The sequence below is a fragment of the Saezia sanguinis genome, assembly GCF_003991585.1.
Taxonomy (GTDB): Bacteria; Pseudomonadota; Gammaproteobacteria; order Burkholderiales; family Burkholderiaceae_C; genus Saezia; species Saezia sanguinis.
Map to the genome: position 1 here is coordinate 55628 of NZ_PQSP01000004.1, position 15305 is coordinate 70932.

Sequence of the window (15305 nt, forward strand, 5' to 3'; positions counted from 1 at the left end):
CACGGCCCGCTCTACCCGGCATGCACCGACGATATGCTCTGGCAGCGCAACGCGCCGGGCCCGTGTTTTTTGCCGAACGAGCGCGGTGGCGAGCGGCGGCCGGTGTTTGATCTGGTCGGTGAACTGGGCGGGGTGATTTTCCCTTACAAGATGATAGATGCGGAATACCCAGATGCCATCACGATCGGGTTTGATGCACAGGGCGTGCAGTATATGCGGACGTTTCCACAAGGGGGTATTTCTACGCAGGGGCAGTATGTTGAAATTCTTAACAAGCTATTAGGCGAGCCGATATTGATGCATATAAAAGAAGGCGGAAACAGTGACCGTGGAGCTAATGCACCTGCAGGGATTCCTGAAATGATGTGGGTAGGAAGTGCGGATGATTCCGTAGTTGCTATCTGGGAAACGGATTATGCATGGGCAAGGTATATCGGGAAAAGGTTTTATACCTCTGCCGCTCAGGCATCCATCGGTGAATGCGCCCAGGCCGCTGGTGCAGAATGTAACAGGCAGCTTGCCCAGCCCCGACAGCCAGAATCGTGCGGTGATGGCAGATGAGCAGGTGCTGTGGCACAGCCATGCGCTGGGCCGGTTTACGCCGGGGCTGCGGTCGGAGGAACAGTTGCCGCGGCCTTTTGCGCTGGAGGTGGATAACGAGGGGCTGGACAATATTTCCTACGTGTATACCGATGTGATGATGCCTGCTGCGGCCGGAGACAAAAGCATGATGGCCCAGACTTACAATTACACGTCGGAATTCTGGTGCGAACAGTACAACAAGGCGCAGGCCGCAGCGGCGGCCAAGAAGCCCAGTGTAGAGCAGATTAAAACCTACCACGTGCTGGATGTGGAGCCCGATACGCTGGACCATGTGGTGGTGAACCTGCGCTACTGGCGCGATGTGAGCGAGCCTGATGATTATGTGGAAATGATAATTCCACGCCTGTACATGTACGCGGTGCGCGGGCAGGCCAGCACGGGGCAGGCCAATTCACATAGCGGCAGCAATGCCGGGGTAGCTGCTGCGAGCCGGGTAGCTGCATAGGTAAAGGAATGAGTGTGGTGCAGTCATATATAGATTTGATTCGGTCGCAGCGCGACATCAGCCAGCCGCTATACCTGCTGGTGGACCCGCTGGAAGTGGCGGACGAAGACGATTGTTTCAGCCTGGAATCGCTGGAGAACACGCTGGGCAAAGGCAGCATTGCCGTGGTGGAGCGGCCCGATTTAAGCCACACACTGGCCGACTGCCCGCACCTGGTACTGCTGGCGCAGGCCGGCGAGCCGCTTGACGGCAAGCTGGGCGATGTATTTGATGCCACCATTGAATACGCCCATAACGAACACCCGGCCGAGCGGCGTTATATTTGCGGCTGGCTGCAAAGCGGCCTGGGCCTGCATGCACTGGCGGCAGAAATTGCCCGCCGCACTGTGTACGCAGCAGCGCAGGGCGACATGATTGCAATTGCCAATGCCGATGCAGACGATGCATTGCCTGCCGGTGCCCGCATCTACCCGGTGTATGAGCCGTTGCGCCAGGAGCTGATCGCCTACGCGTGCAATGAGGCAGCCCCGCATATCCATGCGCAGTGGCTGGGGGCCATATCGCAGTGGATTGTGCCGGCAAGCAACCGGGGTTTTCTGTGCTTTAAGGCCGAGCCGGTGAGCCCGGCAGATTCGGCAAATGCAGCAAATACAGCAGACGGCCCGGTGATGTTGCCGCAAAGTGCCATTAATGCGCAGATCGACACCGCGCTGGCGGCAGATGTGCTCAGAACCTGGGTTTACCTGTGCACGCAGCCGCTTGGGCCTGAGCAGCGGCAACAAATGCCGCTGCTGGCCCGCAGCCAGTACACGCTGCCGCAAGGGGCGGTTTACATGGCCTTGCAGCAACTGCACGCGGCGCACAGCCGGGGGCTTGCAGACGCAAAAGACCGCCAGGTGTTTGCCATCATGCGGTTAACCATGCACCCGCGCATGGAGCAGCACCCCGTGGTGCGCGAAAGAATTGACCATGCCGTCAGAAGCCCGTCATCACTGGCTGCACAGATGAGGCAGTTGTCGCATGTGCAGATCATGCGCATATTGCAGGAGCTGGATGCATGAAAAACAATACCGCCATGCCCATCAAAATGACACTGGCCATGACAGGCGCTTTGTATGGACTGCTGCTGGGTGCAGCGGTATCTGCACAGCCTGCATCACAAACAGCGCCTCATGTTGAACCAGCAGCAAGTGCAGCGGCACATACACCAACACACACACCAGCACATGCGGTCACGCTGTACGGGCTGACGCTGGGCGAGGTGGTGCCGCAGCTTCCCGAATGCCACCCCGATGTGGCGTTTGGAAGGATTGGCGATGACATCTGCATTACCTATGCAGAAGGATTTTATTCAACAGTTGATCCACATTTGAAGTATGGTACGGCTGATGAGGTCGTGATATGGTTTCCAAATGCAATGCAGATCAATGGGTATCCTCAGAATGTTGTTGTAGGCACGGACAAAGATGACCGGATGGTGTATTTCAGTATTCGTGCTTATGGACATGGGGAAATCACAACGGGAATATATCCGGAACTGACGCAACAAGATCAGCAACGTTACATGGTTATGTTTAAAGAGCAATTAGGGGAGCCGGATGTTTACATCATTAGAACTCGAGGCGAAGACAGATCTATGGAAGCGATGATGAGAGATATAGCCCCAGATGGGATTCCGTCAGCGATGTGGGATGTAGCCGCTAATGGGTCTGTGATTGCAGTGTGGCTAAAAAAAGATGTTTGGGCTAAGTATGTCGGTCAATATGATGAGTCTGATTATGGACGAATAGAAATAGGCTTGAGAAGCATGTTTGCGGATGGACAGGTGCCGAACAAATAAAGGCATGATGGAGAAAAAGAAGAATGACAAACAGTGTAGAACAAACGCATGAAGCGCTGCGGCAGCAGCAGAATGGAAACCCGCTGGTGACCGACGAGAATGTGTTCTCGGTGATGGAAGATGCAATGGATGGCGAATGTCCGCGTGACGCCCATGGCTGCAAGGCGTGCGAGCGCCGGGGGCTTGCGATGCTGTTGTGGCAAAGAGAAAGAACGAAACAGGAGAAACAGATGCAAACCGGCTTGATCAGGAAAGTACCACAAATGGTCATCAGCACATTACTTGGTTTATTGCTGGGCGTGGCGGCATACGCCGATACGGCTACTGCTGTTGCTGAGCCCGTCACAACCCAATCGGCGACAGCAAGTGCACCGGCACATGCGGTCACGCTGTACGGGCTGACGCTGGGCGAGGTGGTGCCTCAGCTTCCCGAATGCCACCCCGATGTGGCGTTTGGCAGGATTGGCGATGACATCTGCATCACCTATGCAGAAGGGTTTTATTCAGCAGTTGATCCACATTTGAAGTATGGCACGGCTGATGAGGTCGTGATATGGTTTCCGGATGCAATGCAGATCAATGGGTATCCTCAGGATGTTGTTGTAGGCACAGACGAAAATGACCGGATGGTGTATTTCAAGTTTGATGCTTATGGGCAAAGACATGAATTATCTGATGAGTTTTACCCACCAGTAACGCCTGAAGATCAGCAACGTTATATGACGATGTTTAAAGCACAATTAGGAGAGCCGGATATTTATGGTATCAGGGTGCGGGTGAAAGAAGATGATGAAGAAGACAGTTTATTGGAGTTTCCGCCAGGAAATATTCCACGCACGATGTGGCAGCTTTCTGCATATGGTTCAGTTCTGGCGGTATGGAATACAGATGATGTATGGGCCAAATATATAGGAGAGTATTATTCGCAAGATAAAAGAGGTTTTTTTGAAGTTGGCCTGAGAAGCATGTTTACAGATGGACAGGTGCCGGATAAATAAAAATACCAAAGAGATACGACAATGGGAAATATAGAACAGACACAGGCCGAACTACGGCGGCAGCAGAATGACAACCCGCTGATCACAGAGGAGAATGTGTTCTCGGTGATTGAAGACGCGATGGATGGTGAATGTCCGCGTGACAACCACGGCTGCAAGGCGTGCGAGCGTCGGGGTTTGCCGATATTGCCGTTGCGTCGGGGAACTACAGCGGCAGAATTGTCAAGTGCCAGATGGAATGAAGAAAATGCAGCATTTAACCGACTTCCGGGCGGCAATGCAGCATCGCTGTTGCCATTGCGCGAGGCGATTGAAAAGGTCGCACCGCAGCGGCGGGTGCTGCGGCAAGGATACCTGTATGTGTACCTGCAACGGCGCGGGCAGCCAAACGCACAGAAAGTGGTGCAGGCGTACCAGGTGACGGAGCAAGGGCATTTCCGCAGCATCAACCCGTACAACATGCGGCGCGGGCGGCCGGCGCCGCTGCCGGCCAAGTGCACGGCAGCGAACCACGATATTCCGGCGGCGTTCATCACAGTGGACGACGTGCGCTATGAGCGTGCGTGGCTGGCGTTTGCCAACGACTGCTGGCCGGCGAAAGTGATTAACGACTACAAGGCCGGACAGCAGTTTGACGCACGCTTTATGGCGCTGGATATTGACGCGCTGAAACAGGGCAACAACCAGACCGCCTACGGCGGTATGCTGCGCGAGAATGATATTTCTTTTTTAGACAATGTATTGGAATACAAGGAAAGGGCTGGGGCATCAATATTTTCATTGTTCAGCTTTATTTCCAGAGTGAGCAAAAAACCCCAAACAACCAACTTTGTTAACAGCACGGTTACTGCTTATCAGCGTGCCAAGCGGCCGGTGGCCGGTATTGCCGCGGTGGTGGTGCCCGACCCGGTGGGCGAGGTGCTGGAGACGAATTACCTGCGCAATGCGCTGATTCTGGACAGGAAGAAGTGGAACAGCTCGGAGCTGCGCTCGTACAAGTATGCGACTTCAGTGGAAATTGCGAAAATCCGTGAGGCGAAGATTCGGGATGAAACAAACCAGAAAACGAGCCAGTTTCTGGATTTGGTGGTGACCAACCGCAGAAGGGCCACAGCCGCACCAACCGATATTCCGCAGGCCGAGCGTGACTATGAGCGCGAGCATGGGCACTGGCGTGAAGCATACCTGCCGCAAGTGCGCCAACGCTATCCAAACCATACCCAGTTGACGGCCAGCGAGATCAGGGATATTGACCAGCGTGCCGGCGAGTATTACGACATTGCGCAGCGGCGCACGTTTAATAACAGCTACGCGGCGTGGAACAACCGGTTTATTGACACCATCAACAAGATCACACAGACGTATGTGAATGCGTTCAGGGCAGAGGATTTTCAACTGGTGGCACAGTATGACTATACCGATGATGATGCCGCAGTGCCGGACAACCGGGTGTCTGCCACGAGTTTCATGCGGATGGTGGCGCGCTGCCTGGATGGCGGACCGTCGGACCTGGCGCAGTACGATACGGGTAAAAATGATTTGTCGCTGGGGCCGCTGGTGTACAAGCGCAGAGGGGCGACGCCTTCCATTTTGCTTTGGCAGGATTTGCTGGGCAGTTATGATTCGCTGTTTGCCAAAGCGCTGTTCCGGCGCACGCCGCAGATTGATGCGCTGCTTGAGGGGGGAATTGCGCAGGAAAAGGCCGCGCAGCAGGCGTATGAAACGCTGCTGGACAGCATGGGCAGCAGGCCATACAGCGCCAGTAACCAAGCGCAACTGGATGCGGCGGTGAAGGGATCGCTGCTGGACCAGGTGAAGGCGATGCATGGCGTTGTGGCCGGTATTGTGAAGGTGGGTGACGAGTATAAAAAGTGGCAGGACCAGCTTTCGCTACAGCGAATACGGCAGGCGTTGTCGGTGGCAGCCAACAGCGCGATGGCCGAGGTGGAAACGCTCAACGAAACCGAGGCGCGCCGGGTGGAGCTGGAGCGTGCACGCAGTGCCGCCCAGGGAAAAGCCACACAGGCTGATGTAGCCAAAGGCCATGCAACTGTGCAGTTGGCAGGGGCACAGGCGGTTCAGCGGGCGGCCGATGAGAAAGCGGCGGCAGCCAAGGAGGCGGCCCGGACACAGAGTGCCGATACGCAGAAGCTGCAAAGCGATGCAGAAAAATTGCAGACCGACGCTAACCGTATACGCGATACCGCCAATGCTGCTGCCGACGAGGCGCAGAAAGCACAGACCGCAGCTGACGAGGCAGCCAGGGCGCAGACGCGGGCGCAAGAACAGTTGCAGGAGGCGCAAAGGCAGCAGCGCGCAGCCGAGCAGGCGCTGGCGCGGGAGAGGGCGCGTGCAAATAATGCCGGTATTGGCTCTGACCCGATGCCGCCGCGCACCGGCAAGGCGAACAATATGTTGCGCTACAGTGTGCTGTTGTATGAGAACAAGGCGGTGACGCAGACGATGGTGATTACCAGTACCGATGATTTAAAGAAGGTGTATGCGCAACTGGAGGATTACCTGACGCGAATTCATGAGGGGCACGGCGGCAAGCTGCCGGTGAAGGGGCGCACGTGGTGGCGGCTGACGAGCAGCACGCGGATCAAGTGGCGGTTTTTTACCGAGGTGTCGATTCCGGCGCGGTATTTTCCTTCCAACGTAGAGTCGCTTGCGCCGCAGGCGCGGGCCGCTGCGGTGCAGCGGGCTATTGCGGCTTATAAGGCCGATGCCGGGCATAATGAGTTTGCCGGCAGCAGCAGCCTGACGCGAGGAAACGCGGATGCGCAGGCTGCAAACAGGCACCGCCGAACGGTGTTTAAGATGCTGGCGCCGATTGCCTACGGGCAGCAGGGCGATGTAGCGGCCGGTGTTGCCGATGGTGCTGGCGCACAAGGCAGCGGCAGTGTGCAGGAGCTTGAACGTGCGGCGGCGCAGGCGCGGGAAAATGCCCGCACGGCTAATGTCGAACTGGAGCAGGCCAAAGTGAGTGCGCAGCAGGCACGCCAGGACGCTGCAGCTAAAGCGGAGCAGGCACGTGTGTTGAACGGGCAGGCTGGGACCAGCGAGGCGCAAAAAACCAGTGCGGTGAAGGCCGCGCAGGATAGTGCAGAGAAGCTGGCGGCACGGGAAGCGGAACTGGCTGTTGCCAACGGCAAGGCGCAGGCGGCCAGCGATGCGGTGACTGCTGCACAGGCTGACCTGGATGCTAAAACACGGGCGGCCAATGGCGCAGGAGCACAACAGCGCCGGGCAGACGCCGATGTGGCGCTGGAGCGGCGCAGGGGCGCGGTGGCGCAGGCGGGGGATACGATTAATTCGGCCAAGCTGGGGGCGGCACTGGATATTGTGTCGATTATTCTGCTGTGGCAGTCGCTCAATAATGCGTGCAAGGCGATTGATAACAGTTCCGGCGAGATGCGGGATGCGGCGTATTTTGAGTTTTTCAGTGCGTCGGTGGGGATTGCGTCGAGCGCGATGACGCTGACCGGTGGCACGATTGAAGGGGTGCTGGCGTACCGGCAGCCGCTGACGCTGGGTACGGGTACGGCTGCGTATACGCTGGCGAGGAACCTGACGCGCAATGGCGTGATTCTGGGCGCGGTGACGAATATGCTGGATGCGTCGGCATCGGCGGTGAAGGCTTCTAACGCGGCAAAGATGGGCGATAACCCGCAGGTGGCGCAGTACTATAACCTGGCGGCGGCGTGTTCGGTGACGGCGGCAGTAGGGTCGGTGCTGCTGCTGGCCGGAACGCTGGGGGTTGCGGTGCCGGTGATTGGCGGGGTGGTGGCGCTGGTGGCGGGCACGGCAGCGGCTATATTTGTGATGGTGGCCGAGAGCAAGCGAACCAAGCCGCTGGAGGGCTGGATGAAGCGCTGCGTGTTTGGCAAAGGCACGCCGCCGCAAAGGACGGTGGCCGGGTTTGCCTACAAGTGGAACCGGTATGAGCATATGAACAGTGCATTTCAGGCGCTGAAGGCGGCCTGGATGGGGCTGTGGCCGCAGCTTGCTGTGACCGGCGGGACCATCAGCCTGCATGAAAAATACCGGGATGATTGGGTGGGAGCGATAACGCCTGTGATGCATCACCATACGATCAGGGGGGTGGAGGTGGAGTGCAAGGTGGATTTGCCGTCTTACAGCAAGGAGAAGGCCGCACTGTCTTATTATCTGGAGGTTTACCTGACGGGGCGGGGCGCAAATGGGCAGACGAACCGGGCCGCGATTGTGGCGGCGGCTTCGCACCCGTATGATCTGTTTTCAGGGCCTGCGCCTACACGCAATGAGCGTCTGGCGGCACTGGATGTGCGCCACAATAACCTGACGGTGGAGAGCCTGCCTGCGCCCAGCGGAAGGCCGCATACGACGACGGCTTCTCCAAATGAGATTACGTCTAACCCGATGCTGGGCGTGTGGCATAAGCAGCTGGAGTGGGCGCACGAAGGTAACCGCAATATACCGCGCAGAAGTGTTTATGATGTGTTTGGCACGACGCCGAGTTCGCTGGAGGGGATTCACACCCATGTGGTGCTGGATACGGATGCGGAGGATATCCGCTTTGTGAATGTGAGGCTGCGTTACTGGCCTGACCGTAACGACCCTGAGGAGTTTGCTGAAATTGATTTGCCGGAGGTGTGCAGCGTTTAGTGCGGGGCGTAGTCATAGATGTAGATGTTGGCGGGGGATACGGTCGGTGTGCCCTGGTTTTTGTGTGTTTTTCTGATATGAATTTGGCTGGTTGATTATGACAAAGTATTCAAGAGTGGCAGAGGTGGTGTTTGCGCTGGCAGGGGTGTGTTTGTTTTTGCTGTGTGCTTATGACGCGTTTAACCAGGGTACGGTTTTGCATGGTGCGGGGGCAATGGTGAGTGTGGCGGGGATTGTGTGTGTGGTGGTGTCGGTGGTGCTGCAGTTGATCAGGCGTTCCAAACAGCGGTGAATGGCTTTCAATAATATGGGGTTTGGGGAACAACTGTTTTTCAGCTAAAAGCCATAAGGCATTACCATGTTTTGTCAGGCACGCTTGTATCTGCCTATATGCTTTTGTTGCCAAGCATTTGATCTTAGATGTTTTGCGCCGGGCTTTCGGGTGGAGGCCTGGGGAAGTGGCCAGATAGAATTGCATGTGCATAACCACTTGGGAGAAATGAGGGAAGAACGTGACTGCTGAGGTAAGAGATATTGTTGCTGGATTTGTGTCAATGCTTTTTATTCTTCCAATCATCATTGCAATTGAATGGGACGCTGAATCGGTTGTTCTCTGGTTTTTGGCCTTGGTGTTTTTGCTATCAACTTTTGGGCTTATGTCCTATCTGACCTTTTATGTATTTGGTGTTCAAGATGGTTTATATTCAGGAAATGGACCTCGTTCTTTTGGTATGCGCTGGACAATTCTGTTAGGCGTAATCATTGGAGCAGGGGTAGGTAACTATATACTTAAACCGATGATTTACTATTTAGTAAAGAGGTTAAGAAATAGAGTAAATGATTGAATTTGTCTTGTGCCTGATGCGTAGGCATATCAGGCGATAATTTCAGGTGACATGGGATATGCGCACAGACGGTTACTTCTCGGTATGCTGAATTGATTTTGATATACCATTAGAGTGAGAATGTAATTGATAAGGGGCTTATTTTGGAAATCTTTATTGCTGTTTTTGTCGGTATATTCTTATTTTTCCTTTTTGTTCACTTTATACCAAAACCGGATATTCCAACGGTTACAGCCAGAAATCTTACAGGAGAAGAGTTTTTTCGAGAATTACTTGAAAAATATGGTGTTCCTGAGTCTTTTTTAAACGATGCTTTTATTACATCTATTGTTAACAGTAGCTTAAAAGTATCACCTGTGAATGCGGTGATAAGCAAAAAGAGTGAAGAGGGTGCGTATATTGATGCGCTAGATTTAAGTGTGCGTGCTATTGCTGAAATTTATGAAAAATACACAGGCGTTTCTTTGGATTCTCAAAATATGCTGGTGTTTAATGCGATGGCGAGTAAGATGCAAAAGTTTGGTTTGCTAACAAAAGAGGATGTTAAAAGATTACGCGAATGACATCTGTGCATCAATCCACCTTCCTTTTTTATATTGGGTGCTGTGTGTAACGCCATGAAGCCGATAAGGGGAGCTTTGAAATGCTGATTGTGATGATCAGGATTGTCGGTATAGCAATGGCTGTTATTGTTGTGCTTTGCGCCGTTAATATCGTTATGAGGAATCGCCTGCTGGGGCCTTATTCAAAAATAGTGTCCCTGTTTGGTTTAGGCTGTCTGGTGGTTTTTATTGTTTTGCAGGTGATTGGAGCGCTCGCAGGCAGGTAAGGAGGCCGGTTGCTGCAACCGGTTGCTCGGCCGGGGGTGTATTTTCTGATGCGCTTCTGATGCGCAACCCGCTTCGGCCATTGCCTATGCCCCGTGTATGAAGCAGGTTTGCTGGGCCAATGTTTTCCGCACGGACTGCAGAGTTGTTTATTCCTTGTCCGTTCCAATTGTGACGCTGTCCCAAAGGTGCTCTGGTTCACCCGAAAATGTGCGGTATATGGTGCCTGCGGAGTGTGCGCTAGATATTGAGAATGCGTTCCAGTCGACGTATCAGATCGTCACGCGCGCCTTGAGCGACGGTGGTGTTGGCAAGGTCGGCACGGACGGTGTCGATCAGTTCGGTGCCGTAGCGATTGGGTACACCGCCGCGAGTGTTATGGACGGCATGCGTATGTCCGGCAGCGCCATTGATATGGTTCAGGTTATAGAACTGTATGACTGTTGCACGGGCTTGGTTGTAGTCATCTGCTGGAATTGGCATGACAGGCTCCTGTGTTTGGGGGTGTCTACAGAGCCATTATGGGTGAGGGCAGAGGTTTTTCTGTGGTAAGACCAGCATGGAAGTCGGGTACACAGCCCAGGGTATACAGGGTGCCTGCATTGGCGGTGTGTGCCGGACCAGGCGGAGAAGATTACGGTGCTGCGATGGGGCAGGTAGTTGTGATGGTTTCGGTGAAAGACGCAGGTTTCAGGCGGTGATTCGGGTTGGTGCCATCAGGGTGTGATGATATTATGGTGATTACCTTGAGTGACATAGATTTGAAGCAGGGGAAATGTATGCTGAATAAGTTGTGGCGATGGTTGAAGGGCCGCCCGCAGGCCGGGCGGCAGGGTGCCTGGGTGTGTGAAGGGGAGGCGCCACAGTGGGTTGAGGTGGAGCAGGAAAATGAAGGGGGCGGGGGAAATGAAGGCGATGAAAAAAATAAAAGGGCACGACTGTATTTGCCGGAGCTGATTCGCTCGCACGATGGTGTAGCGCTGCCGGACTGGCAGCGGGTGTATGACTGGATTGAGCAGGAGGTGCCGGCGGCGCAGCAGGCTGAAGCCTGGCTGGCGTGTGAGCGCGGCTGGCTGCTGCATTTGCGTGATGCGCTGGGTGCCGGGTATGTTCTGATGGAGAGTGCGCAGACGTTTGTGCTTTCTTCTTTGGAGCAGCGGCGGGCGGTGGCGGCGATGGCGTTTATTGACCGCACCCGAAGGCGCATCATGCACACGCTGCAGGGGGTGGCCGATGATCAGGGCTGGGGCAAGGATATTCTGGTGGTGTGCGACGATGTGGATGCGTATTTTTCGTATATTGCTGCCTATTATCCGGATGAGCAGGCGGAGATTGCCCGCAGCAGCGGGATGTATTTGAATGCGGGTTGCGGGCATTTTGTGACGATGGATGCCGATTTGTCGCTGATGGAGCCGGTGATTGTGCATGAGCTGACGCACAGTTATGTGTCGCACCTGCCGCTGCCGTTATGGTTGAATGAGGGGATTGCGGTGAATGTGGAGCAGTCTCTGGCCGGGCGTGTGCCTGCCGAGCTGGACGCCTGGCAGATGCTGGCAAACCACCAGGCTTACTGGACGGCGCAGACGATTCAGGCGTTCTGGTCAGGCGATGCATTTCAAAAGCAGGCAACGATGTCGCAGGCGTACGACCTGGCGGCAACGCTGGTCAAGCAGTTGTCGCAAGACTGGCCGGTGTTTGCCCGGCTGGCGCTGGCGGCACAGTGGCAGGATGCTGGCGCACAGGCGGTGCAGCAGTGCCTAGGGATGAGCCTGGGAAAATACGTTTGCGTGCTGCTGGGCAAGGCTTATGATGTGCATTGGGAACCGGCGAGTGAGCTGGCTGTCGCCTAAGGGTTGGGGGCAGAATGGCAGTGCCGGTTACGGGTTTTATGTGTGGATGGTGTCTGCACAAATTTGTGGCGATATGTATTTGAATATGGTGTTTGAATGATACGGTGTGATAAGCACGTATATGAATGTGTTTAGTTTTGAAAGGCCTGAAGATGAGAAGATTACTTGTCATGGGAATGGTGGCTGCATTGGCTGTTTTCTCGGTGTTTTATTTCATGAACAGGGAGCAGCAGCAACAGGCACTGGAGCAGGCGGCATTGAATCGGGCGACGAGTGACAATGGCTTTGTGGAGTTGTCAACCAAGGTGGTCGGGGAAGGCATTGTGATTATGGCGCCGATGAATTGTACGTCGCAGCAAGCGCGCGCTGCGGATGACTTGGCTGCGGCGTTGCGGGCAGAGGGGATTGCGTTCAGAAGGACGAATTCTTTGAGTCTTTCTCTTGAGGCGACGGAGGAGAACCGGCGTTTGTTGCTCAGGCTTGATCAGGTAATGGATCAGCCGCCGCCGATGGTGTTCGTGCATGGCCGGGCGAAGTCGAACCCGAGTTTTGAAGAGGTGGTTGCGGAGTTTCGCGGGCGGTAGCCATGGTATGAAGGTAGCCGCTGTATCTGTGGCGGATGCCGTGCCGGTGTGGTGGTGAGTGTGTAACCAGTGATTAAAACGGTATGCGCATGCGTCTGATCAACTGGAAAAGTTCGCCGATGCAATGGCTGTCATGTCGGTGCTGTTTGCCCCTGAGCAGGGAAAATGCGGAAGGAACACTCAGAGCGGGCAGTGTTTAATTCTGGATTCAGCCAGTAAAAGCGAGGCGGTAATTGTGGGAAGCATAAAAAAGTCTGAGTCGCAGCTCTTGTCCAAAGGGGCATCTGGTGTAGTGCGCTTTGTTCTCGAATGTTCCCAAAGCAAAATCATGAACCCGGTGGTTGGATGCGAAGTCAGTGTGTGCTGCCGGTTTTGTCGCTGGTGGCAGGGGCAGGTTGTGGGGGGTGGTTTTGTTCCCACTCGAGCCAGTCTTCTCCGAACAGTTCGACCGGGTGTTGTGTTCTTTCTGAGCCGTTGCCGCAGCGCAACGATGTGGCCGGGCAATACTGGTCACAACCCCAGCAGTTGCGCTCGGGGTGTTTGGGGTGGACCGGAAATTTTTTGCTCATAAGCGTATTTTATACCTTTGCCGGCTGTTGCCAGATGCCGGGCTGGAGTATATATGGCGGCAGTATGGGCGGACTCAATGTGGAGGAGTAGTGCCGTGTTCAGCGGTGTTTACCGGTAGTAGTCTGCGCTGACGGTTTTGGGGTCTGGCCGGATGCTGATTTGGCCGCTGACGTCAACCACCGGCAGGTAGTAGCTGCGGGTGTTCAGGCCGGCGGCACGCATGTTGGTGTGCAGGCGGTCGGCTGTGCTGGCGTTGTCGACTGAGTAGAAGCTAAAGGGGGTGCCCTGAGTTTGCAGGTATTGCATCATCTGGCGGGTATAGCTGCAATTTGTGCGGCCATATACATGGATATAAGGTGCGCCGGTGTAAACGGGCGGCTTTTCTGTGTATTCCTGGTATGCAAGATAGCCACAGAATGCTATCACTGCGATGATGATGAGTTTTTTCATTTGATTTGTTGTAATCGTTATTTTGGAGGCAGAGGGATAAAGCCAGGTGTTTTTGAACCTGCGAATCTGCTGTGGAGGTGTTTGCCCTAATAGTTTCATGATAACGGGTATTGCATGCGGCGTCTATGTTGCTGTGTGATGTGGCAAAGGCCGGGTGAATGGAAATCTGGATAGACCAGATTTAAAGTCGTGTATATGGGCATGCGCTATGAAGAAGGTCTTTTTTCTTTAATATGGGGCACAAACGACTGACAAGTAGGCACTGCACCATGGATAGTTTATGGTTTGAGAGTACTTTACAGGAGGGGTCTGCCATGCAGTGTGGACCATTATCGGAGGCGTGTGATCTCCTCGGCAAGCTGGATTTGAAGAAGAATGGCTTGTGGGGGTGGACCATTTACAGGCTGGGGCAACCTTATCGGCGCAGTGCACAGCTTTATCTGAGCATGGAGCGTGCTGATGAGGCGCTGGTGCTGGCGATGAATGAGCTTCGCAGCAGTTAAAAGCGGTATCACAAGTAGGTGTGCGTCGGGGCTTGAATACTGGGCCGGTATGGATGTGTCTGAGTCTGTCTGATGGTATGGATGCCGTTGTTTGCGTATGAATAATGTACAAGCCACCCGCAGGTGGCTTTTTGTTTTGTATGAATGTCGCCCCGGTAATATGCCCGATGGGGTTGGGTTATGGCGTTAGGGGGTGTTCCGGGCAGGTGTTTTGCGATGCTGTCTGCTGCAGCCGGTAGGCCAGTGAGATAGATTGTGCCAATACAGGGTGTTCGTGAATGGATTGCCGCAGTGTTTCAGCCAGGGCGCCGACCAGCTGTACAAACTGGTTGATGTCGGTGTACTGTTCATGGACGGCGGCCAGGTCGCGGATGGCCTGTGCCTGGTATAACCACAGGTCTGACTGACGGATGATCTGGTAAAGCGCATCGGCAGCCTGTTGCATCAGTTCAGGTGATGTGCTTGCAGGTTGGCGCAGCGGGCCACCTGTCTGTTGTGTGCTGTGTGAATTGTCAGCGGTTGTTGTTTTGTTCACGGTGTATCCTTGTTTTGAGTTAGCACAATGTCGGGAATACATGCAACACATATCTTTTCCGGCGGGTATTGAGCGTAACAAGCACAGAAAATACGTTCAAACTGCACCCATACGGTGTATTGTTTCTGGTGTTGGCATGGCCCCTGAGGAGTAACTTTAATGACTGATGGAGAAGTTTATGTGAACTCCATGAGAAGTCTTTTTTGTTGATACTGCGGGTATCTGGTTCATGTATCGCTGTGCAGATTGCATAGGGGTGGTATAAAGGTGGGTTAACAAAGGAGAGCGCGGCGATGTGTTTTCGCCTTTAGTGGGTTATTGGCCTTTGGCTGATGGGGTTGATGTTATTCTTGCGTTAAAAAGGAGATATACAGATGGATACATCCACTATGGGAATGGTTCTTGGCGTAGGCGCTGTGGCTTTGTTTTTTTTCATCAAGGATATGAAAAAGGTGAAGGTGAAGAAAGCCCAGCAAGATCAGGCAAAACCCGCCGACCAGCAGGCACCATCATCCCAAACGGCAGATAAGGATTAGGGATCTCAGGGGGCGGTTTTTTCATGGCATGCTGCGGACGCCGTGTGCACGGTGTATGACGCTATGTACGGT

The 15305-nt window shown here is 54.4% G+C and carries 18 protein-coding genes; 14 read left to right on the top strand and 4 right to left on the bottom strand.

The window, feature by feature from the left end; all coding sequences use genetic code 11:
- Nucleotides 1–33 precede the first annotated feature (33 nt).
- From CUZ56_RS08530 to CUZ56_RS08575, 10 genes are all read left to right on the top strand, one after another.
- Nucleotides 34–561: a hypothetical protein gene (locus CUZ56_RS08530; RefSeq protein WP_126979972.1), complete on the top strand. Its 528-nt coding sequence runs from the start codon at nucleotides 34–36 to the stop codon at nucleotides 559–561.
- Nucleotides 518–1048, top strand: coding sequence for a hypothetical protein (locus CUZ56_RS08535; RefSeq protein WP_126979973.1), 531 nt, complete (start codon nucleotides 518–520; stop codon nucleotides 1046–1048). Before CUZ56_RS08530 ends, CUZ56_RS08535 begins: the two co-directional genes overlap by 44 nt.
- Nucleotides 1049–1065: 17 nt before the next feature.
- Nucleotides 1066–2109, top strand: a complete 1044-nt coding sequence (locus CUZ56_RS08540; protein ID WP_126979974.1) for a hypothetical protein — start codon at nucleotides 1066–1068, stop codon at nucleotides 2107–2109.
- Nucleotides 2106–2888 (top strand): hypothetical protein, encoded by a 783-nt coding sequence (locus CUZ56_RS08545; protein ID WP_126979975.1) that lies wholly within the window; start codon nucleotides 2106–2108, stop codon nucleotides 2886–2888. Before CUZ56_RS08540 ends, CUZ56_RS08545 begins: the two co-directional genes overlap by 4 nt.
- Before the next feature lie 23 nt (nucleotides 2889–2911).
- A complete protein-coding gene (locus CUZ56_RS08550) occupies nucleotides 2912–3886 on the top strand; it encodes a hypothetical protein (RefSeq protein WP_126979976.1) in 975 nt (324 codons plus the stop codon).
- Nucleotides 3887–3907: 21 nt separating this feature from the next.
- Nucleotides 3908–8533: a T6SS effector BTH_I2691 family protein gene (locus CUZ56_RS08555; protein ID WP_126979977.1), complete on the top strand. Its 4626-nt coding sequence runs from the start codon at nucleotides 3908–3910 to the stop codon at nucleotides 8531–8533.
- Nucleotides 8534–8630: 97 nt separating this feature from the next.
- The gene (locus CUZ56_RS08560; RefSeq protein WP_126979978.1) at nucleotides 8631–8825 is read left to right on the top strand and encodes a hypothetical protein; all 195 of its coding nucleotides are present in this window, start codon (nucleotides 8631–8633) and stop codon (nucleotides 8823–8825) included.
- A gap of 220 nt (nucleotides 8826–9045) precedes the next feature.
- Nucleotides 9046–9378 carry a hypothetical protein gene (locus CUZ56_RS08565; RefSeq protein ID WP_126979979.1) on the top strand — a complete coding sequence of 111 codons (333 nt, stop codon included), beginning with the start codon at nucleotides 9046–9048 and terminating at the stop codon, nucleotides 9376–9378.
- 143 nt (nucleotides 9379–9521) lie between these two features.
- A complete protein-coding gene (locus CUZ56_RS08570; RefSeq protein WP_126979980.1) occupies nucleotides 9522–9941 on the top strand; it encodes a hypothetical protein in 420 nt (139 codons plus the stop codon).
- Nucleotides 9942–10021: 80 nt separating this feature from the next.
- The gene (locus tag CUZ56_RS08575; RefSeq protein WP_126979981.1) at nucleotides 10022–10207 is read left to right on the top strand and encodes a hypothetical protein; all 186 of its coding nucleotides are present in this window, start codon (nucleotides 10022–10024) and stop codon (nucleotides 10205–10207) included.
- A gap of 238 nt (nucleotides 10208–10445) precedes the next feature.
- On the opposite strand, the gene CUZ56_RS08580 is transcribed toward CUZ56_RS08575, so the two are convergent.
- The gene (locus CUZ56_RS08580) at nucleotides 10446–10688 is read right to left on the bottom strand and encodes a hypothetical protein (protein ID WP_126979982.1); all 243 of its coding nucleotides are present in this window, start codon (nucleotides 10686–10688) and stop codon (nucleotides 10446–10448) included.
- Between the two features lie 296 nt (nucleotides 10689–10984).
- Here CUZ56_RS08580 and CUZ56_RS08585 point away from each other — a divergent pair, with 296 nt between their 5' ends.
- Both CUZ56_RS08585 and CUZ56_RS08590 read left to right on the top strand, forming a co-directional pair.
- Nucleotides 10985–12055, top strand: a complete 1071-nt coding sequence (locus tag CUZ56_RS08585) for a gluzincin family metallopeptidase (RefSeq protein WP_126979983.1) — start codon at nucleotides 10985–10987, stop codon at nucleotides 12053–12055.
- Between the two features lie 152 nt (nucleotides 12056–12207).
- Complete coding sequence (locus CUZ56_RS08590) at nucleotides 12208–12639, top strand: hypothetical protein (protein WP_126979984.1); 432 nt, start codon at nucleotides 12208–12210, stop codon at nucleotides 12637–12639.
- A 353-nt stretch (nucleotides 12640–12992) separates the two neighbouring features.
- Here the strand turns inward: CUZ56_RS08590 and CUZ56_RS08595 are convergent, their stop codons facing one another.
- Both CUZ56_RS08595 and CUZ56_RS08600 read right to left on the bottom strand, forming a co-directional pair.
- Nucleotides 12993–13208 carry a DUF3079 domain-containing protein gene (locus CUZ56_RS08595; RefSeq protein ID WP_126979985.1) on the bottom strand — a complete coding sequence of 72 codons (216 nt, stop codon included), beginning with the start codon at nucleotides 13206–13208 and terminating at the stop codon, nucleotides 12993–12995.
- A gap of 109 nt (nucleotides 13209–13317) precedes the next feature.
- Nucleotides 13318–13659 (bottom strand): hypothetical protein, encoded by a 342-nt coding sequence (locus tag CUZ56_RS08600; protein ID WP_126979986.1) that lies wholly within the window; start codon nucleotides 13657–13659, stop codon nucleotides 13318–13320.
- 269 nt (nucleotides 13660–13928) lie between these two features.
- On the opposite strand from CUZ56_RS08600, the gene CUZ56_RS08605 reads away from it, so the two are divergent.
- Entirely contained in the window at nucleotides 13929–14162 is a 234-nt protein-coding gene (locus CUZ56_RS08605; RefSeq protein WP_126979987.1) for a hypothetical protein, read from the top strand.
- Nucleotides 14163–14340: 178 nt separating this feature from the next.
- Here the strand turns inward: CUZ56_RS08605 and CUZ56_RS08610 are convergent, their stop codons facing one another.
- On the bottom strand, nucleotides 14341–14697 hold the full coding sequence (locus tag CUZ56_RS08610) for a hypothetical protein (RefSeq protein ID WP_126979988.1): 357 nt from the start codon (nucleotides 14695–14697) through the stop codon (nucleotides 14341–14343).
- A gap of 374 nt (nucleotides 14698–15071) precedes the next feature.
- On the opposite strand from CUZ56_RS08610, the gene CUZ56_RS15750 reads away from it, so the two are divergent.
- Nucleotides 15072–15233, top strand: a complete 162-nt coding sequence (locus CUZ56_RS15750; RefSeq protein WP_162615290.1) for a hypothetical protein — start codon at nucleotides 15072–15074, stop codon at nucleotides 15231–15233.
- Nucleotides 15234–15305 lie beyond the last annotated feature (72 nt).